This is a genomic window from Halovulum marinum (assembly GCF_009697225.1).
GTDB classification, from domain to species: Bacteria; Pseudomonadota; Alphaproteobacteria; order Rhodobacterales; family Rhodobacteraceae; genus Halovulum; species Halovulum marinum.
Genome location: NZ_WIND01000013.1, coordinates 22,821 through 43,503 on the forward strand (window position 1 = coordinate 22,821; position 20,683 = coordinate 43,503).

Annotated in this window: 20 protein-coding genes; 6 read left to right on the forward strand and 14 right to left on the reverse strand. The window is 63.8% G+C overall.

Going from position 1 to position 20,683, the window contains the following annotated elements:
- Nucleotides 1-8: 8 nt before the first annotated feature.
- On the forward strand, nt 9-1,439 hold the full coding sequence (locus GE300_RS14725; RefSeq protein ID WP_154447406.1) for an amidohydrolase family protein: 1,431 nt from the start codon (nt 9-11) through the stop codon (nt 1,437-1,439).
- Nucleotides 1,436-2,170: a maleate cis-trans isomerase family protein gene (locus tag GE300_RS14730; protein ID WP_154447408.1), complete on the forward strand. Its 735-nt coding sequence runs from the start codon at nt 1,436-1,438 to the stop codon at nt 2,168-2,170. The genes GE300_RS14725 and GE300_RS14730 overlap by 4 nt, the downstream gene beginning before the upstream one ends.
- Nucleotides 2,171-2,488: 318 nt before the next feature.
- Here the strand turns inward: GE300_RS14730 and GE300_RS14735 are convergent, their stop codons facing one another.
- The gene (locus GE300_RS14735; RefSeq protein WP_154447410.1) at nt 2,489-3,796 is read right to left on the reverse strand and encodes a hypothetical protein; all 1,308 of its coding nucleotides are present in this window, start codon (nt 3,794-3,796) and stop codon (nt 2,489-2,491) included.
- Nucleotides 3,797-4,208: 412 nt separating this feature from the next.
- On the opposite strand from GE300_RS14735, the gene GE300_RS14740 reads away from it, so the two are divergent.
- Nucleotides 4,209-5,510, forward strand: a complete 1,302-nt coding sequence (locus GE300_RS14740; protein ID WP_325063254.1) for a replication-associated recombination protein A — start codon at nt 4,209-4,211, stop codon at nt 5,508-5,510.
- 426 nt (nt 5,511-5,936) lie between these two features.
- Here GE300_RS14740 and GE300_RS14745 read toward each other — a convergent pair whose 3' ends face one another.
- The 8 genes from GE300_RS14745 to GE300_RS14780 all read right to left on the reverse strand — a co-directional run bounded on the left by GE300_RS14745 (nt 5,937) and on the right by GE300_RS14780 (nt 14,668).
- Nucleotides 5,937-6,794 carry an amidohydrolase family protein gene (locus GE300_RS14745; protein WP_154447412.1) on the reverse strand — a complete coding sequence of 286 codons (858 nt, stop codon included), beginning with the start codon at nt 6,792-6,794 and terminating at the stop codon, nt 5,937-5,939.
- Nucleotides 6,791-7,825, reverse strand: a complete 1,035-nt coding sequence (locus GE300_RS14750) for an ABC transporter ATP-binding protein (protein ID WP_154447414.1) — start codon at nt 7,823-7,825, stop codon at nt 6,791-6,793. Before GE300_RS14750 ends, GE300_RS14745 begins: the two co-directional genes overlap by 4 nt.
- Nucleotides 7,822-8,787, reverse strand: a complete 966-nt coding sequence (locus GE300_RS14755; RefSeq protein ID WP_154447416.1) for an ABC transporter ATP-binding protein — start codon at nt 8,785-8,787, stop codon at nt 7,822-7,824. The genes GE300_RS14750 and GE300_RS14755 overlap by 4 nt, the downstream gene beginning before the upstream one ends.
- Before the next feature lie 2 nt (nt 8,788-8,789).
- Nucleotides 8,790-9,608, reverse strand: coding sequence for an ABC transporter permease (locus GE300_RS14760; protein WP_154447418.1), 819 nt, complete (start codon nt 9,606-9,608; stop codon nt 8,790-8,792).
- Entirely contained in the window at nt 9,608-10,615 is a 1,008-nt protein-coding gene (locus GE300_RS14765; RefSeq protein WP_154447420.1) for an ABC transporter permease, read from the reverse strand. Before GE300_RS14765 ends, GE300_RS14760 begins: the two co-directional genes overlap by 1 nt.
- A 2-nt stretch (nt 10,616-10,617) precedes the next feature.
- Nucleotides 10,618-11,793 (reverse strand): mandelate racemase/muconate lactonizing enzyme family protein, encoded by a 1,176-nt coding sequence (locus GE300_RS14770; protein WP_154447422.1) that lies wholly within the window; start codon nt 11,791-11,793, stop codon nt 10,618-10,620.
- Nucleotides 11,790-12,785: a zinc-dependent alcohol dehydrogenase gene (locus GE300_RS14775; RefSeq protein WP_233417050.1), complete on the reverse strand. Its 996-nt coding sequence runs from the start codon at nt 12,783-12,785 to the stop codon at nt 11,790-11,792. Before GE300_RS14775 ends, GE300_RS14770 begins: the two co-directional genes overlap by 4 nt.
- Nucleotides 12,786-12,889: 104 nt before the next feature.
- Entirely contained in the window at nt 12,890-14,668 is a 1,779-nt protein-coding gene (locus tag GE300_RS14780) for an ABC transporter substrate-binding protein (protein ID WP_154447426.1), read from the reverse strand.
- A 156-nt stretch (nt 14,669-14,824) separates the two neighbouring features.
- On the opposite strand from GE300_RS14780, the gene GE300_RS14785 reads away from it, so the two are divergent.
- Nucleotides 14,825-15,718, forward strand: coding sequence for an IclR family transcriptional regulator (locus GE300_RS14785; RefSeq protein ID WP_154447428.1), 894 nt, complete (start codon nt 14,825-14,827; stop codon nt 15,716-15,718).
- Here GE300_RS14785 and GE300_RS14790 read toward each other — a convergent pair.
- From GE300_RS14790 to GE300_RS14800, 3 genes are read right to left on the reverse strand one after another with little or no spacing between them, the layout of a single operon-like run.
- Nucleotides 15,715-16,050, reverse strand: coding sequence for an L-rhamnose mutarotase (locus tag GE300_RS14790; RefSeq protein WP_154447430.1), 336 nt, complete (start codon nt 16,048-16,050; stop codon nt 15,715-15,717). The two genes, GE300_RS14785 and GE300_RS14790, sit on opposite strands and share 4 nt — an antisense overlap.
- Entirely contained in the window at nt 16,047-17,096 is a 1,050-nt protein-coding gene (locus tag GE300_RS14795) for a Gfo/Idh/MocA family protein (RefSeq protein ID WP_154447432.1), read from the reverse strand. The genes GE300_RS14790 and GE300_RS14795 overlap by 4 nt, the downstream gene beginning before the upstream one ends.
- Before the next feature lie 9 nt (nt 17,097-17,105).
- A complete protein-coding gene (locus GE300_RS14800; protein ID WP_154447434.1) occupies nt 17,106-18,584 on the reverse strand; it encodes a sulfatase family protein in 1,479 nt (492 codons plus the stop codon).
- Nucleotides 18,585-18,937: 353 nt separating this feature from the next.
- Between GE300_RS14800 and GE300_RS14805 the strand changes: the two genes are divergently transcribed.
- The gene (locus GE300_RS14805; RefSeq protein ID WP_154447436.1) at nt 18,938-19,279 is read left to right on the forward strand and encodes a helix-turn-helix domain-containing protein; all 342 of its coding nucleotides are present in this window, start codon (nt 18,938-18,940) and stop codon (nt 19,277-19,279) included.
- On the opposite strand, the gene GE300_RS14810 is transcribed toward GE300_RS14805, so the two are convergent.
- Together GE300_RS14810 and GE300_RS14815 are read right to left on the reverse strand one after the other, a co-directional pair.
- Entirely contained in the window at nt 19,276-19,476 is a 201-nt protein-coding gene (locus tag GE300_RS14810; protein ID WP_154447437.1) for a hypothetical protein, read from the reverse strand. The genes GE300_RS14805 and GE300_RS14810 overlap by 4 nt on opposite strands.
- On the reverse strand, nt 19,457-19,774 hold the full coding sequence (locus GE300_RS14815) for a hypothetical protein (RefSeq protein WP_154447439.1): 318 nt from the start codon (nt 19,772-19,774) through the stop codon (nt 19,457-19,459). The genes GE300_RS14810 and GE300_RS14815 overlap by 20 nt, the downstream gene beginning before the upstream one ends.
- 127 nt (nt 19,775-19,901) lie before the next feature.
- Here GE300_RS14815 and GE300_RS23100 point away from each other — a divergent pair, with 127 nt between their 5' ends.
- Nucleotides 19,902-20,657, forward strand: a complete 756-nt coding sequence (locus GE300_RS23100; RefSeq protein ID WP_233417052.1) for a hypothetical protein — start codon at nt 19,902-19,904, stop codon at nt 20,655-20,657.
- Nucleotides 20,658-20,683: the final 26 nt, after the last annotated feature.

Consider the following 20,683-nt stretch of genomic DNA (forward strand, 5'->3'; position numbering starts at 1 on the left):
AAGTCGAGATGACCGAGACGACGTGTATCCGCGCTGCAGACTGGATCATTGCCTGGGACGAGCACAAGGAGGCCCATACATACCTGCGCGGCGGCGATGTCGCCTGGACAGGGGACCGACTGAGGCAGGTCGGAGGTCGTTTCGATGGCCTGGTCGATACAGAGGTCGACGGCAGTCGCCTTCTTGTCATGCCGGGGCTGATCGACATGCATTGTCACCCGACACAGACGCCGATCTTCCGGAATTTTGTTGAGGAATGGGGTAATCCGCGACTGTTCTTCAGCGGGCGCCAGGCCTTTCGCCGGAACTTCATTCAGGATGACAGAGCCCTGGCTGCGTCTGCCCGCTACGCACTGGCCGAGATGGCAGCTTCAGGGATCACCACGATCTTCGACTTGAGTCATGCCTACCCGGGCTGGCTCGATATCCTCGAGGAAAGCGGTCTTAGAGTCTGGGTCGCGCCGATGTTTCGCTCGGCCCGTTGGTACGCCGAGACGGGGCAGCAGACGCTCTACGACTGGGCCGATGATGGCGGTGCCGCCGCTTTCTCGGAGGCGCAAATGGTGATGGATGCCGCTGAAGTCCATGAAAGTGGGCTTTTTAGCGCAGTGGTCGCGCCCGCACAGATCGACACCTGCACCGAGGCACTTTTACACGACTCCATCGCACTGGCCGAAGAAACCGGGCGCCCGCTATTTACCCACGGCGCTCAAAGCTACCCGGAATTCCACTGCATGGCGCAGCGGCATAACATGTCTCCTATCGAGTTCATGGCCGAGATCGGATTCCTCGGGGAAAAGACAATCATAGGCCACGCCGTATTTACCGACGAGCACCCGTGGATCCTTTGGCCTCGCAATCACGACCTCAAACTCCTGGCGGAAACCGGTAGTTCAATTGCTCATTGCCCCACCGTCTTTATCCGCGACGGCACGGTCCTTCATCACATCGGTGCCTATATGGATGCCGGAGTGAACGTGACTCTGGGTACCGACACGCATCCGCAGAACATGCTGGAGGAGATCCGGGTGGCCGAACTTCTGGCCCGCGCGTCCTCAGGTCCCAAGCACAGCAGCAGTACAACCCGACTGTTCAACGCAGCAACGATCAATGCGGCGAAGCTGTTGGGGCGAGACGATCTGGGCCGGCTCGCCCCAGGAGCGAAGGCCGATCTCGTTACCTTCAACATGGACCATCCGCAGATGCACCCGGTGCGTGACCCGCTACGTACCATCGTTCACCAAGCTGCCGAGCGGGCAATCGAATCTGTCTATGTGGATGGCCGGAGTATCTTGTCCGGAGGCCAACCCACGCGGATCGACTGGCAGGTGGCAGGGCGCGAGTTGACGCGTCAGCAGGCACGCCTCGCCGCAGAGGCCGGCAATATCGAAGAGATAGTACCTCTGTCTTTGGAAATGGGCCAACCGAGGGGCGCATGATGGACCGCAAATTGATGGGGGTCCTGACCCCTTCTTCAAATACCATCCTTGAGCCAGGCACATCAGCGCTTGTCGCTGACCTGCCGGGCGTATCTGCCCACTTCTCACGCTTCAATGTGGTAAAGATCGCCCTCGACGAGGGTGCGAACAACCAGTTTCTTCTGGAGCCGATGCTCGTTGCCGCGCGACTTTTGTCCGATGCAAAAGTTGGGGTCATTGCCTGGTCAGGGACTTCCGCGAGTTGGCTTGGCCCCGACTGGGACGCGGAGTTGTGCGCGGCAATCGAGGCCGAGACCGGAACTCCCGCCTGCACCGCCGTTGGCGCGATCAATGAATTGCTCGCGCGCCACGGGGCATCAAAGATTGGCTTGGTCACTCCCTATACGGCAGATGTGCAAGCGCAAATTATCGCGACCTATGCAGGACAGGGGATTTCAGTAGTCGGGGAGGAGCATTTGAACCTGTCCGATAACTTTGCTTTTTCGACCGTTTCCGACAACGATATCCGCGCCATGTGCCGCTCGGCGGCCAGGGATGGGGCTCAGGCGATCGTCATCATGTGCACCAACATGCGCGGCTGGAGCTTCATGGCTGAGCTGGAGGCCCAGATAGGGATCCCTGTCATCGATTCTACCGCTGCCGTCGTTTGGAAGGCGCTGCTCGTATTGGGGGAGGATCCGGTACCGCTGGAGCAAAGGGGGTGGATGTTCACTCAGGCGGGAACTGCATGAGCCGGAGTATTTTATGCCAAGGGAGAAGTCTTCGGAATCCGGGCGACCTCTGACCTCCTGGTCGAAGGCTGTGGCTGACCGCTGCAGCCGCATTTCGATTTTCGGGGCACGCCAAGCGAGTACATTGACGCCGACGGCGCGGCGGTCGTGGAGGCTTTCCAGAGTGCGGCGGAGATGCCTGGCAACGGCTGATCCGAAACACGCACCTCGACCTTCCTTCGGTTGGAGGGGCGGCTTCCCGGTCCCGAAACAATAACAAAAAAAGGCCGGCGCATCCCGCCGGCCTCTCTCGTTTCGGGGCAGCCATTCGGCGGCGTATCAGTACCCGTCGGGGCGCGGCCCGGCACCGATGCCGTAGTCGTCCTCGTCATCGTACTCGGGCTCATCCTCGTCTTCGTCATCGAAGCCGAAGTCGATCTCGGCGCCGTTGTCGTAGCGCAGGTCCTTGAGCTCGTCGCGCAGCGCCTGCAGCTCGTCCTCGGTCGGAACGTCGGCCTCGGTCAGCTGCTCCATCATCGGGGCGGCGTCGAAGTCCTTCACGCGGGTCTCGCTGTCCCATGCGTAGAGCACGGCACCGGCCTGGTCGGCGATCAGCATCATGTCGACGCCACCGCGGCTGAACATCTTCCCTTCGAAGGAGTAGCCCGGCATGCGGCTGGTCAGCAGTGCGCGCGTCTTCTCGATCGCACCCGGGCCCCACTCGGTTTCCTCGTGGCGGCGCAGGTCGGCGATGACCGTGTTCGCGTCACGAGGGCCGAGGCGGCGGGACTGGATTTCCTCGAGCGGGGTCGTGGTCAGCGGCGCGAAGGCCAGTCCGATCAGCTCCCGGTTCGGCATCATCGCGGCGACCTGGGCAGCGGTCATGCCCTGCCCCGCGCTCGGCAGGTCGTTCAGCTCGTCGGTGACGCGCTCGAGGCCATGCTCGCGCTTTTCCCCGGCCGGCGCGGCATCGGCTGCCCGGAGCTTCGCGATCTCCGTGCGCAGCGACTTGGCCTCCTGGGCCATGCGCGCGTCTTCGGCGGTGAGGTTGTGCGCGGTCGCCCTGCCGATCCTGAACTCGGCCATCGCGGCGATCGACTTGCCTTCCAGGCCGCTGAACGGGTTGTCGTGCTCTGCAGCCAGGCGCGCTTTCATGCAAGCCACGAAGCCGTCGTTCTGTGCAAAGGCGCCATCGGCGTAGCGGGGCTTGGCCGGCACGAACTCGTCGTCCTCGGCGAGCTCGCCGCGCGCGACGAGCGCGCGGTGCTCCCGCTGCGCCTTCTCGTTATGCTCGACGAGATCCTTGCGATTCTGCCGATCGTCGCGTCCCATGTCGACGAGACGCACGGCGGTATCGACCATGTCGCTCGCGCCCACGACGCTCTCGGTGCCATCGCCCATCGGCACGACGATCGAGAGATCGTTCCAGCCCATCGGATCGAGGACGCGGCCCTTGCGCTTGCCGCCTTCCGGCTGCCAGCTGACGATGACGTCGCCGGCCTTCAGTTCCTGGCCGACCTTGTCGGCGGTGTCGGCAGGCAGGTCGCGCAGCAGGTCTTCCGTCAGCGGAAGGATTTTCGCGGGGGCGCTTTCGTAGCGGGCCTTCATGCCCTTCTCGGCGAACGCCTGGGTCAGCGTGGTGGTCATGAATGTCTCCTTGAGATCGGGTGTCCTGCCAGAGCGTATGGTGGACGTCTGAAAATCGCAATGATTCGTGTTTTTCGCGTACTCGAAAGAGGCCCGCTTCGGAACCCTCCGCTCAGGATATGAGCGGAGTAGCGGAGTAGACGCGAGAGATCCGTGGCGTGGGCACGTGAGAAAGTCTCATCTGGTATTTGTTTTTCGCAAACTATCAGGCTATGCTTCCAAGGTCAACGAATTCCCCGCCTCTCCAGGCAATCCTGCCAGGCGTCACCCGCTTGGTGTGGCGCCAGGTGCTTCCTCCGGCTATGCAGGAGACGCTCGATTTGCCACCGAGCGCTGCCGACCGGCAGCGTGTCGATCGCACCGCCCGCCTGCGAGCCGCGCCGGAGCCAGAACTGACCAAGGACCCCGTATCGTGAAAGATCTCTTCGCCGCCGAGCCTGCATCGCGCCCACTTGCGCACCTCCTGCGCCCGCAGTCCCTCGACGAGGTGATCGGGCAGGAAAAGGCCGTTGCGCCCGGCGGCATCCTGCGCCGGAGAATTGCCGCCCAGCAGCTGGGCAGCATCATCCTTTTCGGGCCGCCGGGCATCGGCAAGACCTCGATCGCCGAGGCCGTGGGGCGGGAACTCGGCAAGGAGTTCCGCCAGCTCCACGCCACCCGGGCCGGGGTGAAGGATATCCGGGCGCTTGCGGACGAGGCCGCGCGCACCCCGCTTCTCATCTTCGTCGACGAGGTCCACCGCTTCTCGGCGACGCAGGCGGACGATCTCCTGGCGATCTCCGAGAACGGTACGGCCGACTTCATCGGCGCGACCACCCAGAATCCCTACACGTCGCTCCCCAAGGCGCTCATCTCCCGCTCGACGGTGGTGAAGCTCGAGCCGCTCTCGATCGAGGACATGGAGAAGGTTCTGGATCGCGGCCTGGCGCATTTCGCGAAGGCGGGGCTCGAGGTCGCGCTCTCGCCAGCGCACAAGCGCACCATCGCCGGGCGATCGGGCGGCGACGCCCGCGCCGCGCTGACCGTGCTCGAGAGTCTCGCGATCGGTCATGGCAGCGGAAATCGCGTCGAGATCACCGACGACATGCTGGCCGACGCCTACGAGGCCGCCCCGGTCAACCACGATCGCGGCGGTGATCAGCACTACGACATCATCTCGGCTTTCGTGAAGAGCATGCGGGGCTCCGATCCGGACGCGACGCTCTATTGGCTCGGCCGGCTCATCCATGGTGGCGAGGATCCCCGCTACATCGCCCGGCGCATCATGGTCCATGCAAGCGAGGACGTCGGCCTGGCGGACAATACCGCGCTACAGACTGCCGTCGCCGCGGCGCAGGCGGTCGAGATGATCGGCTACCCCGAGGCGCGCATCATCCTCGCGCACGCGGCCCTGCACGTCGCCCGCGCGCCGAAGTCGAACTCGGCCTGCCGCGGGATCAACCTGGCCATGCAGGCGGTGACATCGGAGCCGCCGGCGCAGGTGCCCTTGCACCTGCGCGACACGCACTATGCGGGCGCGAAGAAGCTCGGCCACGAAGGCTACCGCTCGCCCCATGGCGATCCCCGCGGCTGGCTGGAGCAGGCCTATGCTCCTGGCCTCGAGCGCGGCCGGTTCTACCAGAGCGACGCGCGCAGTGCCGCGACCTTCGAGAAGCGCGCGGACGAGTTCGCGCAAGGCCTCACGGGCAAGCCGGTGGCGCGGACTTTCGAGTGATGCTTGGCGACTCGGCCCTGCCAGAAATGCAGGCCTGCGTCCGGTAGGCCTCGAGCGCTCGCGCGCCCTCTAACGGCCTGCGGGCTCCTTTCACCGGGGCGTTCACCGCTCGATTGACCACCGGGCGCCGCCAGGGCCGGTAGTCTTGGCCTTGAAGATGTGCGCCCCGCCGGCGCTGTCCAGCCCAACTGACGCCGCATTCCCGGTGGACAGCACGAGGCATCGACCCTAGCGCGACAGACAGGATGATCGACCAGCGACCCGATGTGACCTTTCACCTGGCCGCAATCGTCACGGCGAAATCGAAGTCGAGTTCGAAAAGGGCGGTGCCATCAGCCTTGATGGCAACCGAATTCTTTTCGGTGCGATCCGTGCGCACATAACTCCGAGGGTTAAACGCCGCGCGTTGACCAAGGCTACCGCAAATCAGCGCCCTGCTCGGCAGGATTCCCCCAAGCGCAACATCCGGGCCATCTTGCCGCCTAGAACGCCACTCGCTTCAGCGGGAGCAAGATGGCCGTGACGCCGCAACACCTCCAGCGACTGCCGATAGGTCATATGCCGGGACGAGACCGGGAAATCTGATCCCCAGACCATTCGACCCGGAAACAGTTCGCGCATGAGTGTCTTGATCCATGTGAGGCCGGAATAGCGATAGTCATCCTCCGGCCCCGCAACATTCCCCAGCCCGGAGAGTTTGACAAAGACATTGAGCTGCGCGGCGACCGCCTCGGCAAGTTCCCGGTCAGCCATGGTCGTGCCGCTGCGAGGGCCGAAAAAGGCGTGATGGTGCAACAGGATCGGCAGGCCGGGGTGGCGACGTGCGAGTTCACCGCAGGCCGGCAACTGGTGCGGCATCAGGGAAAGACTGGCGACAAGGCTCATGGTCTCGGCAAGGGTGAAGAAGGCGTCGCCTTCCTCCCCCAGCAGCCAACTGCCGTCTTCGTCTTCGGTCAGGTAGGTGGTGAAGCCCTTCATGCCCCAGCGGTCGAGCGCCGCGCGAAGCCGGTCCTTGCTTCCCGGTCGCTGATAGTCCGGGGACCAGCGGCATTCCAAGTCCGGGAAAACGGTTAATCGGCCGGGGAAGCTGTCAGCGGCGTTAAAGGCATCGGCGGCGTTCGCCGGGTTGTCGCCAATGGCCGCGGCGATCACCAAGGCATGATCCACACCGTTCTGATCCATTTGCCAGATTAACTGCTCTGCCCGGGACCGGCTTTCAGGATCGGGCACGGGCGGCTGATAGGGCCACCTGTTCCAGATATGGCAATGGGCATCGACGATCATTCCGCGGCAACCGTTCGGGCCGTCGCGGCGCGGCGTTGGATTTCAGCGGCGGTGGTCGTTTCGGTGCGCTCATCCATCCAGCAGGCCGATGCGCGCAACGGGTCGGTATCGAACAGGGGCGGGCGCTGCGCCCGGCACTTCTCCATCACATGCGGGCAACGCGTCGCGAATGCGCAGCCCTGGTCGGGCATGTTGCTGACCTCGCCCGTATCGCTGCCATCGCCTAGGTTCCAGGGAATGTCCGGATCGGGTGATGGGACCGCCTCGATCAGGGCGCGGGTATATGGATGGCGGGGGCGATGGATGACATCTTCGGCGCTGCCGATTTCCATTACCTGACCGCCGTAAAGAACAAGGATCGTCTCGGCCACCTGGTAGGCCGTGGTCAGGTCATGGGTCACGTAGATCAGCGCGATCCCCTGCTCGCGGTTCAGCTTCCACAGAAGCTCGAGGATGGTCGAGCGGAGCGACGCATCCACCATGCTTACCGGTTCGTCCGCGATGATCACTGACGGCCGCAGCGCCAGGGCACGGGCGATCATGATCCGCTGTCGCTGTCCGCCTGAAAGCTGGTGGGGGTGCTTGCCTATGGTCTCTTGCGGGCGCAGGCCAACGGTCTCCATCGCCTGTTCGATCAGGTGAATGGCCTCGGCTTTCGACTGCGCCAGGCCAAAAGTGCGCAACGGCGTCACCAGCGGATGTTCGACCCGGTAGAACGGATTGAAGACCTCGAACGGGTCCTGGAAGATCGCCTGGACATCCCGGCGGAACGCCTTGACCTCGTTGGGGCTCAGCGAGGACATCGCCCTGCAGTTGTACATCACCTCGCCCGACGTCGCGGGCTGGAAGCCCAGCAGAAGTCGGGTCAGTGTCGTCTTGCCGCTGCCGCTTTCGCCCACCACCGCGGTGATCGAGGGGCTTTCCCCGCCCACTGTCAGGGACAGGTCCTGCAAGGCGGTCTTCCGGACGCGCCCGCCCAGACCCGAGGAGAATACGACGTCTACGTTCCGGGCTTCGATCGTGCTGGTCATGAAAGTTCCTCGGCCAGGTGGCAGGCGGCCAGATGGCGCGGCTCTTCGGCATCCACCGGGCGCGGATCCGGGCGTTTGCTGCGGCAGATATCCGTCGCCATCGGGCATCGCGGGTGAAACGGGCACCCTTCCAGCTGGGTCAACAGTGAAGGCCCAACACCGGGGATCCCCTTGAAGGTTCCGCGTCGTTCGAAAGATGGCAGCGAGTCGATCAGCATCTTGGTGTAGGGGTGGCGCGGCTTGGCGAACAGTCGCCGCACCGGCCCGGTTTCCACCAACCGGCCGGCGTACATAACGCCCAGATCGTCCACGAAATGCGCCATCAGCGCCATGTCGTGCCCGATCAGCAGTATCCCCGCGCCCAATTCGCGCTGGACTCGGCCAAGGGTCGCCAGCACCTGCTTCTGAACCATCACGTCCAGCGCCGAGGTCGGCTCGTCTGCCAGGATCAGGTCCGGACCCAGCGCGATGGCCATGGCGATGCACACCCGCTGCTTCATGCCGCCGGACAATTCGTGCGGATACCGGTCCTGGACGTTGGCTGACAGGCCGACCCGTTCCAGCAGGTCCCCTAAGATCGCCCTGCGTTCGCTGCGCCCGTGGCGCACGCCGTGATCGTCGAAGATGTCGCCCATCTGCTCGCTGATCCGCAGAACCGGGTTCAGCGACGACATCGCTCCTTGCGGCACCATCGCCATGTCCGCGAAGCGCAGCTTACGATAGGCGGGATCGCTTAGCCCGGTCAGTTCGCGCCCGTCCAGATCAATGCCGTCCGCCTCGATCCTCCCGCCCCGCAACAGGCGCATCAGCGCAAGCACGGTGGTGGATTTCCCCGAGCCGCTTTCGCCGACCAGCCCAAGCCGCCCGCCTTTTTTCAACGAGAACGAAACGTCGTTGACCGCATAGGCCGGCCCCTTGGGGGTCACGTACTCGACGCTGAGGTTTCTTACATCCAGCAGCATCACTACCTCGCAAGACGCTTGTTGACGGTGGAATCCAGCCCGATCGAGGTCAGCATCAATCCGACGAAGATCAGCGAGATGATGAACACCGGCGGCATCCACCACCACCACATGCCGCGCACAATTGCCGCGTAGAACTGCGCCCAGTAGATCGTCATGCCCAGCGTCAGGTCATCCTGCGGCCCCAAGCCCAGGGCCTCCAGCCCGATGGTCGCCAGCATCGCCTGGCTGACGGTCATCACGAAGCTGGCGGCGATGAAGGTCAGCAAGTTCGGCAGAACTTCGACGAAGACCAGTTTCAGGCCGGACTGGCCATTCAGCCGTGCGATCTGGACATAGCCTCGCTCGCGCACCGACAGCGTCTGCGCCCGGATCGTGCGGGTCGCGATCATCCAACTGAGCGCGGCTACGATGACCGCCATGATCTCGACGGTCATCACGCGCACATTGGCCGCCACCAGCACCATGATCGCGATGCCGGGGATGGTCATCATCACGTCCGAGATCGTCCGGATCACAGCATCCACCCAGCCGCCGACAAAGCCGGAGACCAGCCCGAGCACTGTTCCGACACCGAGCGAGATCAGCCCGGCCAGCAACCCGATCTTCAGGGTTTGCGGTAGCGCGTAGATGAGCACAGCGATCATGTCCCGCCCCTGCCCATCCGTGCCCAGAAGAAACTCTGTCGAAGGCTTCTGCCTTGGAATGACAGCGCCGACTTCGGCCATCTTGGGATCGGCAACCATTGGGCCGATGATGGCGGTCAGGATCAGCAGCACAAGGATGCCGAGCCCCCATCCGAGGAATGCATTCATCCGCATCAGCCACGCCTCCGCGCCGAGATCCTCGGATCGATCAGCGGATAGATCAGATCAAGAATGAAGGTAGCCAGCGCCAGCGAGATTGACAGGAAGACAACGATGCCCTGCACCACGAAATAGTCCTTTGCCTGGATCGCCTGGTACAGGCGAAAGCCGATACCGGGATACGAGAAGATCACCTCGACGAGGATCGCGCCGGAAACGATGTGCCCGAGGGTAAGCGCCAGCTTGGTCAGCTGCGGCAGCATTGCGCTGCGCATCCCGTAGCGGCGGAAGATGCGCTTGTCCTTCAGACCCTTGGCTTCGGCCAGCGCGATGTGGTCCTCGCCCAGGGTGGAAACCAGCATACCCCGCATCCCCACGGCCCATGCCCCGGTTTCGGCTAGGATGATCGATGCGGCGGGAAGAGTGCCGTGCCAGAGAATGCCCTTCACCGTCGCCCAGTCGAAGCTGGGCGAGGTGCCGTAGGGCAATCCGCCGCCCGCAGGGAATATGCGCCAGACCACCGCAAAGAAATACAGCAGCACCATGCCGATCAGGAAGTAGGGGACCGAGGACAGTAACAGCACCACCGCGCCCGGTCCGCGCCACAGACGGCTGGCCTTGGGCCAGGCGATCAGCCCTCCAAGCAGTGTCCCGACCGTGAACGAAACCAGCGTCGCAAAGCCAAGCAGACCCAGCGTCCATGGCAACCCGGCGAGGATCGCCGCGCCGACCCGCTCGGGATAGCTGGCCAGCGAGAACCCCAGGTCCAGCCGGAACAGTGCGCCCCAGTAGTTGAAGTACTGGTGCAGGACCGGCTGATCGAGGCCGAACTTCTCGCGATATGCGGCGACCATTGCACCGACGTCCCCGACCGATCCGCCACCCTGCGCCAATAGCTGGCTCAACTGGCTTTCGATCGGATCGCCGGGCATCATGCGCGGCAACGCGAAGTTGATCGTCACTGCCAGAAAGATGACCAGCAGCATCACCAGGAAGCGGCGGAGCACATAGTCGAAATACATGGTCAGCGCCTCATCGCAGCCAGAACGTCATCGTTCAGGCCCAAGCCAAAGCCCGGCGCGTCAGATGGCGCGACCCGGCCATTCACGGGAACCGGCATCCCGGGAAAGACCCGGGTTTCTTCCAGCGGCACGCCCGGCGCGCCGCCAACGAAGTATTCAGCCCAACGGATCGCGGGCGATGTCACCGACAGATGCTGGCCATAGGGCGTGTTGGCGCCTGCGTGCAGGCAGACTTCCAGCCCGTGCGCCTCGGCCAGTTGGGCGATCTTCCGGCACCCGGTGAACCCCCCGGCCCAGCAGATATCCGGTTGGAGGATGTCGGCCACGCGGCGGGCGCAGGCGCTGCCGAACGACGGCAGGCTGTACCAATGCTCGCCGGTCGCCAGTGTCTGCGCCGGCACGCGGCGGCGGAGTTCATCGTGCGCCTCCGCGTATTCAGGCAGAAGGCAATCTTCGATCCAGCGTAGGTTGTAGTCTTTCAGCCGGTCCACTAGCCGGACGGCAAACTCGACATCGAACGCCATCCAGCAATCGAGCATCAGTTCGACATTCGGCCCGATCAGTTCTCGTGTCCTGGCCACCAGCGCTTCGGTTCCGGCCAGACCGTCCAGCCCGTGATACAATCCGAACGGGCACGCCAGCTTGGTGCCCCGAAACCCCAGTTCCATGTGCCAGTCGGTATCGTTGCCCGTCGCATAGACGAACAGATCGTCCCGCACTGGCCCGCCTGCCAGCTTGTAGGCCGGTTGATCCAGCAGCTTGCCCTTCAGGTCCCACAGCGCGAGGTCAATCCCCGAGACCGCATAGGACGGCAGGCCTGACACGCCATAGGGCGTGGTCATGCGCATCATCATGTCCCACAGGCGTTCGATTGCCATGCAGTCCTCGCCCACCAACAGCGGCGCGAGGTGGTCGTTGATCAGGTGGATGACCGGCTGATCGTAGCGGGTCGTACCGAACCCGGTCGTGCCGTCCTCGGCGGTGATCAGGCAGCCAACGGCACCGTCATAGCGCCACGTGGACCGGAGCTTCTTGAAGCGCTCGTAGCCCGACATCGGCCCGGCCACCTCGGCGTCCTTGGTCCAGGGCGGCCGGCGGCCTTCGGTGCCGGCTCCCTTGTAGAGGGCACCGACCATCTCGGATTTGATCGGAAAGGCCTCAATGCTGACGATCTTCATGCTGCCTGACCCGGCATCAGAAGAACCTTCGATACGTTGCCCGGGTTCTTCACGAGCCGGTCGAACCAGGCACCCCCTTCACCCAGCGGCGCCTCGACGATCCAGGACCCAAGCGACAGGCTGCCATCGGCGGCCGCGGCCAGCGCATCTGCGAAATCTTTCGCGGAATAGCAGAACGTCCCCCTGACCACGATCTCACGGCGGATCACTTCAGAGGCCGGGAAATCGCTGGCCTCGGCATGAAGACCGGACAAAAGCACATCGCCGCCCGACCGGGTGGCCGCCACGGATTGTGCCCGGGTCTGGGCCGAACCGACGGCATCGACCGTCACCGCAACGCCGCGCCCGTCGGTGGCGGATCGGATATAGTCCACCGTGTCGTTTTCTTCGGGAACGATGACCTCGGCACCAAAACTGCGGGCCATCTCGCGCCGGTCGGCGTCGAGATCGACACAGAACACCTTTTCCGCGCCGCAATGCTTCAGCACCTGAACGGCCAGCAGGCCAATCGGCCCCGCGCCGATAACAAGGGCAGTCTTGCCCGTAAGGTTGCCCGCCATTGTGCCGATCCGGATACCGACCGCAAACGGTTCGACCATGGCGCCCACTTGCAGGGAAACACTGTCCGGCAAACGGTACGTGGCCCGTGCAGGGGCCGTGACGCGGGACGCAAAAGCGCCAGGCCGGTGCGCACCGATCAACGAGCGCGACAGGCAAAGATTTGTCGCACCTTCGGCGCAATACTCACACTCGCCACAGGGCACCATCGGGTTGCAGGTCACCCGGTCGCCGACCTTCAGGTTGGTTTCGGTGCCCTCGCCAATCGCGGCAACGGTGCCGGCAAACTCATGCCCCATGACCAGCGGCGGCACCCGAAGCGCGTTGTGGCCAAGGTAACCGCCGAGTTCCGAACCGCAGATACCGACATAGGCGACATCGATCAGCAACTCTCCCGCGCCGGGCACCGGATCGGGCCAATCCTTCAGTGTCATCGCCTCGGGACCTTCCCAAACCAGAGCTTCCATTTTGCCTGCCAATCTGTTGATGAAAATGCCAGGCGACAGGGATCGCCGCCTGGCGGATTTGAATCCGGCGTTTACTGCGTCGGTTCGAGGTTCAAGATCACCAGTTGGAACCCGGCCCAGGGAAGATAAGGCGCGATATACGGGTCCTCGGCATTGGGGTAGCCGGTCCAGTAGGTCGAGTTGAACACCAGCGTGTGCAGTTCTTCCGCAAGGCTGATCTCGGGCAGTTCCTCGACGAAGATCTCGGACGCCTGGCGGACCAGATCCATGTACTCCGGATCATCCGGGGACGGCTGCATCGCCTCCATCTGGTCCAGCAGGGCATCCAGTTCCGAGTTCTCGTAGCGGGTCACTGCGCGGTTGTTCTTCACCGCCTCACCTTCCGGCGAAGAGTATTTCGAGTGGAAGTGCTGAAGCGTCTGCCAGGGATCGTAAAGCGCACCGCAATGCGGACCCACGTCCATCTGGAAGTTGCCGGCCTGCACGGCTTCGTTCTTGGCGGTCAGCTGCTGCACCTTGAAAAGCGCGTCAAAGCCCGCGTTCTTCAATTGCTGCGACAGCACCGGGCCAATCGGATCGCCCTGCGCCACGGCCAATTCCAGTTGCAACTGGCTGCCGTCACCATTGGCCCAAAGCCCGTTGTCGCCCTTGACGAAACCGGCGCCCTCCATGATCTCGGCCACTTTGGCAGGGTCAGGATTGTCCAGCGCATCGAGGCCAAGATCGGCGCTCATCTTCTCGACGTAGTCCAGCATCCCCTCGTAGGAAGAAAGCGGCATCATCGCCTTCAGAACCGAGCCTTCGTAGGCCAGGTTGACGATCTGATCGCGGTCAATGGCGAAGTTTATCGCGCGGCGGAGCGCAGCGTTGTCGAACGGCGGGACCTGGCTGTTGAACCGCAGTGCATAGGTACAGCCGTCCGGCGCGCCCCAGACGGGGCCTTCCTTGTTCCACGACACCAGTGCGGGGTTCTGGAACCGTATCGCATCATAGGCGCCGGGTTGGATCGACCGCCCCATGTCGATCTGGTTCGAGGCGAAAAGCTGAGGCATCGCCTCTTGCGTGCCCGGAACGTAGACGATGCGCTCGACCTTGGGCATCTCGTCGACCATGCCGGAGTCCACCGCCCACCAGCTGTCGCGAAGATCGAAGGTCGCGGCCGAGGGTGTCGACGCGACAAGCTTGTAGGGACCGGTTCCGACCGGCCAGCCCTTTTCAAGATCGAAGTTAGGGAACTCGCTGGCATCCGTCCCGGCCCAGATGTGTTCCGGCACGATCACCAACCGCGATGCCTGGCCTGTCGCAAGGAAATCCTGGGGCCAGCGCGGGCCCGGCTTCTTCAGCGTCAGAACGACCGTTAGCGGGTCCGGTGCCTCGGCGGTTTCAACCCATTCGTCGATCGCGGACGAGAATAGCATGCCCGGCGATTCAGACTTGAGCATTTCGAGGGTATAGATCACGTCCTCGGCGTCGAAGGTTTCGCCGTCCGACCATGTGACACCGTCGCGCAGCTTGATCGTGACCACCGTGAAGTCGTCGTTGATCTCCATGCTCTCTGCCAGCCACGGAATGCGCTCGTTGGTGTTGTGGTTGGTGTAGAAGAGCGACTCGTACACCGTATAATGCAGGTTGTTCCGCCCGTGCAGCAGCACTCCCGCATAAGGGTTGTAGTTGTCCGTCGACGGCACCTGATTGTAGAAATCCCAACCCTGAGAGATCAGCGTCCGGTTCCGCGGCACGTCGGGAATGTCTTGCGCCACCACCGCACTGGAAACCAGAAGCCCAGCCATCAGACCAGGTACGATGAGGCCACGGCGAACCTGCGTTCGCCCGAAGAATGTGTGCAGCAATGTATCCTCCCTTTATCTGCACGCTTGGTGCGTACAGTTGACCCCGGCCTTGACGACTCTAACGAGTTCACATATGAGAACCGTGGTTCATGTAAACTATGCCCGCGATTCGGCGTTCGGTCAAGCCGCCGCAAGTAATTCGAAAAGGGAACCCCGGTGACGGTCACGAAAACTACCAAGTCAGCCGCGGCTGAACCCCGCTCGGTCAAGTCGGCGGAACGGGTTCTGGACATCCTCGAGCTGGCGATTGCCAAGGATCACGGCGTCAGCTTCATGGAGCTGACCGCCGCGCTTAGCATTCCCAAAAGTTCGCTCCACGCCCTGCTCGACGTCATGGTCCGACGTCAGTACCTGGAGCCCATGTCGGACACTCGGCGCTATACGCTGGGCATCCGCACGCTCGAAGCGGGCGAAGCCTATATGCGGACGCATGACATGATCGACGTCGCGCGACAGGCCATGCAGGCGCTTGTGGCCGAGGTGAACGAGACCACGCAGCTTGCCCGCCTGTCCGGACGCGAGAATGTCTATCTTGCGCGGGTCGACAGTTCGCACGCGCTGCGGCTTCTGTCCGAGACCGGGCGCAGATTGCAGGCCCACGCCACCGGCGTCGGCAAGGCGTTGCTGGCCCAAATGCCCGAAGATCAGGTTCAAGCGCTTTACGACGAGCCGGAATTGCCGGTCTATACCGGGACGACAATCGCGACCCCCGAGGCCTTGTCCGAAGAACTGGAACGAACGCGTCGGCGCGGCTTTGCCATCGACAACCAGGAATATACGCCGGGCGTCTTCTGCCTTGCTGTGCCGGTCTTCGGTCAACGTGGCACGGCCGAGGTTTCGCTTTCGGTATCGGTTCCGCTGACCCGTGTCTCCAAGTCCGCACTGACGCAGATCCTGGCGCGGCTCGCATCCACCAGCCTGGAAATTTCTCGTCGTACCGGCAATCCGGCGGACAATACCAAGCTGGTCGCGTTGAGCGATCCGGACATGGCCGCCGCGCAGATAGAAGCGCTTGCCGCGTCGCCTCACTACGGCTTGAGCTTGAGCTAACTCGGGCCACCAGGGGCCGTCATGCGGAAAACCCGCTCGATCGGGAGGCGCGCCGGTAGGTCGCCGTCCATCTCAAGCACGTCGGCCATGTGGTCCCGCCAGCGCAGGATGACCGGGTCGTCGGTCATCGGCTGCGGACCCTTGCGCAGCATGTGGCCGAATACCTGGCCGCCCGCCTCGTCGAGGAAAATCTCGTAGAACACGATGCCCGATGCCTGCAAAGCCTCGACCATTTCGGGCCAGATCTCGGCATGGCAACGGCGGTACTCGTCGGCCATTCCCGGCCGCAAGCGCAGCACGAAGCCGGAGCCACGCAGATCGTCCCAACTCATTGCGCCTGCACCGGCATCATGACGCCGTCCTCGGCGGCCGAGCGCAGCATCGCGTGGATCGTCGCGGTCGTCAGTGCACCGATACTACCCGACGACTGGTTGCGCCCGCGCCCCAAGGCCAGATCGGCCAGCGCATCCACCGGTCCGGCACTGTTCACGGCCCAGTCGCCAGGCTTCAGGGGCAGCATCTCGCGCGTTCCGTCGTTCAGCTTGATCTCGCACCGGTCAAGATCGAACTCGGCAGTGATCAGGCCCAGACTGCCCGCCAGGAACACCCGCATCAGCGCCCGCTCGCCCTGCGGCATGGCAACCGAACCGGAAATCGAAACCGTTGCGCCGCCAGCGCATCCCAGAACCGCTGCATCCGCAATGTCCACGCCCTCGGCCTGCCGAGTCAGCGCCGAGACCTTTTCAGGATCAAGGCCCGACAGATAGTACATCAACGCCAGCGAGTGGCTCAGTTGCCCATAGGCAAAGCCGCCACCGCCCGCCGGGTCCTGCCAGGTCGATCGGTCAGGGCGGAAGAACGCCGCGTCCCAGCGTTTCAGCCCGTCGGCACCGGTAAAGACCTCGCGCGTGACCGAGATGAACGAGCAGGCGACATGCTCGATCTCGCCAATAAGCCCGTCGGCGATCCGGTCATGCAGGTCGGCGACATGCGGCAGGTAATTGTGCGAATTGGCAATCAGCAGATGCCTGTCATGTTCCTCGGCGATCCTCACCAGGTCCCAGGCCTGACCGGGATCAAGGGTCATCGGCTTTTCGCACATGACATGCGCGCCGCCTTCAAGCGCCGCGCGGGCTTGTTCGTAGTGCAAGGCATGCGGGGAGGAAACGACAACGATGTCGGGCTTGCGCGCCAGTACCTCGCGGTAGTCTTCGGATGCGAAAGCGAACCCGAAATGGTCCTTCACCCGCGCCAGGTCGGCCGCGCCCAACCGGCATACACCATCCAGTTCGACTTCATCGCGCGTCGCCAGCACCGGAATGTGACTGTGGGCCGCGAACCAGCCGGCGCCGATAACGGCGGCCTTAAGTTTGCTCATCTTGTCGCCTTACAATTTGGGCGGGGCGAACTCCCCCACCTCCGCTGCCGAAAACTGTGGAACGAACGCCGGTTCAAGCGCCGCAGCCGCCCGGTCCAGCAGGCAGGTCCGGAACGCGGCTACCTGGCCAGCGTGCGCCGGATCGCGGGCAAGGTTCCGGACTTCCTGCGGATCCTCCAGACTGTCGGCAAGAAAGGCGTCCTCGTTCTCCGAAGCCACCGGGCCGCCGTCCTGCCTGACATTCATGTCAAAGCGCCATCGGTCCGTGCGCAGACAAGCGCGGCGTGGCCACCCCAGCCCGCCATCCCACGTCCCGACGTTTGCAGCCGACGATGCCGAGGCCCCGAGGTGCCCTTGCCCGATGGTCGAGAAGACCATTTCGGGCGCGGGTTCGTAGAACAGGTCGCGGCCCTGAAATGCAGGGTCCGGTGCGATCCCGGCCAACCCGCAAAGCGTCCGCGCCAGATCCATCGCCTCGCTCAGATCATCGCGTACCGCGCCTGCGGGTAGCCCGGGACCCCGAATGACAAGCGGTATCCGCTGCGATTGCGGCGCATGAACGACCTTGGCCAACAGTCCGCCCTCGCCCAACGACGCGCCGTGATCGGCATTGAAAACGACAACGGTATTCTCGGCCAGCTCGCTGGCATCCAGCGCTGCCAGAACGCGGCCGACCTGATCGTCGAGCCAATTTGTCAGCGCCGCATAATCCGCCTGAGCCTGTTGCATCTGCGCGTGGGTCAGCTCTGGCCCCCCAACTGCTGCCGCGAACAACTGCTCGTATCGGCTGGCTTCCGAGCGGGGCAGGTCGTGGCCGGGGAAATCCTTTGGGTCATAGCGTGCCCTGTACCGGTCGGGCGGCAGAACGGGCGTATGGGGCTGGAGGTAGGACACCCGCAGCATGAACGGCTGATCGCCCGTGTTTGCCAACCAATCCAGCGCGTTGTCCGTAACCGCATCAGGCGGATAGTAGACATCGTCCGGAAACCGCCCTCCAACTGGCGAGGGGATGCCGCGTGGAACGATCGCCTTCAGCACGGCGCTGCCCACGGCATCGGCAAATACGTTCATCCCGCTTCCACTGGAATCCCTGTGCTGCCATGCCGAATACCCCCGCGGCAGATGCGCCTTGCCGAAACTGGCCGTGCGATAGCCGTTGGCAGCGAAGTGCTCGGGGAAGGTCTGGGCGACATGCGGAACCGGATAGCTCGCCCAGGCCCCTTCGTTGGAATAGATCGCCAACCGCTCGGGCGACTGTGCCGTCAGCATAGAGCATCGGGAGGGCACGCAGGCTGGCGAGTTGCACCAATGGCGCGAAAACCGGACCCCCTTCGCGGCCAACGAATTCAGATGTGGCGTCACGGCACGATCCCACCCCGGAGAGCAAGGATCGGCCGAATAGCAGCCGATAGACGAGGCGCGCAGTTCGTCAGCCATGATCCATAGAATATTGGGTAACAAGGCCGACCCCTTCCCTAATGTTCTCATATGTGAACTATAGTTCAATACTATCTTAGACCGCGCACCGCAAGCTCGCAAGGCTACTGCCAATCATCGCCCTCAAGAGTTTCTGCAATAAGTATGCTGACAACCTGGGTTCCATTCCTGGGGGGGGGGCGGGCTGGGCGTCTATGGTGCGCTCAATGTCGGGATTGGTCGCTCGTCCCCGCCCTTCTCCTGTTCTTCCGGTATGTACCCATCGGCCTCATCCTCAGCGTCCTGGACCGGGGGTGACCGCACGCTTGGAGCAGTAGTGCCCGAGGTGACGGACGCCGCATCCAGGTTGGACGCCAAGAGAAAATCCCGGCACGGTGGCGCGAAGATCGAAGGAGGACTCGACCATGCAGGGCTCGACGATCGGCAAGAACCTGGAGCGCATCATGCGCGAGCGCGGCTATAATCCCTCGCGCCTGGCCCGCGAGGCCGGCTTCGGGCATACCACCGTGCGCGACATCATCCAGGGGCGTGTCGCGAGTCCGCGTTTCGACACCATCTCGAAGTTGGCCGGGATCCTCGGCTGCAAGGTCTCGGAGATCACCGGCGCTCCGGGCGCGCAATCTCAGGATGATGAACTGCAGGCGCTTTGGAGCCAACTCCTGGAAGAGGAGCGCTCCGTGCTGATCATGGTTGCCAAAGCCCAGCTCGAAGCGCGGAGAGCGCGTTGGGCCCCATCCGGCTTCTAGAGAAACGCGCCCCGCAGCCTCCGCTTGCGCAGTATCGCCAACTCCATGCGGGCCTGCAGCCCGAGGTTCTCGAGCGTCACCGGCCGCGCTTCGGCGCCACCCGCGGCAATCCAGGTGCAATCCGCGCTGCCGCGCTCGCAGGTGCACTCCGCGCAGCAAGGGCCGATCTCGGCCCGGTCAGTCGTCTTCTTGTCCATGTCCTTCTCCGTTTCCTGGCAGCGGCCACCAGCCTTCGAACCAATCGTCGGGCCCGAGGCCGTAGCCGAACGGCCCCGCCAGTCTCCAGCCGAGATCGCGCACGCCTTCGATGTCGCCAGGATGGCAGACAACAACAAGAAGGCCCGCAAGGTCGTGAAGGTTCTGCGACGCCTCCTGGCCGCTCTTCTTCGCGGGAAGGTCCCTGAGGATCCGGGCCAGCACGGAGGTGCGATCCTTCGGCGCCTCCGACATCGGCCGGGGATCCGGAAAATAGTTCGCGTCGGCAGGATCAGCCATTCGGAGTCTCCGCGCTGCGCGGCGAGGCCGGATCTTCCCCGGCATGGTTCCAGTGCGCGCCGCAGCGCAGGCAGTAGGTCCCGGTATACGCGTCGTCGGGCGACATCGGCACGCTCGCGACGCCGTCATGCTGAACGGCGAGAAGACGGGCGAACTCTACCACAACATGACCGGGTACCGCGGGGCCATCCCCACCCACGACGGCGCCATGTTCGATATCGGCGAGGCTGGCATCGGCCAGTGGCGCAAGATCGCTGCGCAGGTGAACCGATGGGCGAAGGCAGCCATCGAGGCTGGTCAATCGGATCCGCGCCAGGTCACCGGAAGCCTGCCTACCGACGACAATGATGTTGTTGCCGTCGTCAGCGTGGCAACCGGCGAGATCTCGCAGATCGACTTCGTCCGCCGCAAGGCGTTCCATGCCGCCCAGGACATGTTCGGCGGCGAGCGCGTGGGTCTCGGCTTCTTCGATCTCGACGATCATGACGCGAAGAACCCGCCGACCATCCTCCTGACCGAAGACGACGCCTGGATCGAGGCGAGCCACCCAAAGCACAGCTACCGCTTCATGTCCGAGCAGGAGGCTCGTCTCCGCGAGCACGTGATCGATCGGGTCTTCCCGACGGACGACACGGACACCGTGCTCCTGATCGGCCGAGAGGGCGGAGACGGGCGCGCCATGCCGGTATTCGCAAGCCGCGCCTCCGCAGAGCTTGCCCAGGCACGCTACGGTGATCGTGCTCAGCTGGCCGATGTCCAGCGGGCGGAGGCGAACTCGGTCTCCGATCCGGCGGTACGGGGAGAGATCGCATCGCTTCTGCCGGGCTTCGACATGGAGCTACTGCCCCGCGCCGAAGAGCAGGAAGCCCCCTCGCCCATGTGAGCGAGCCAACCCCGGCGCACAGCCGC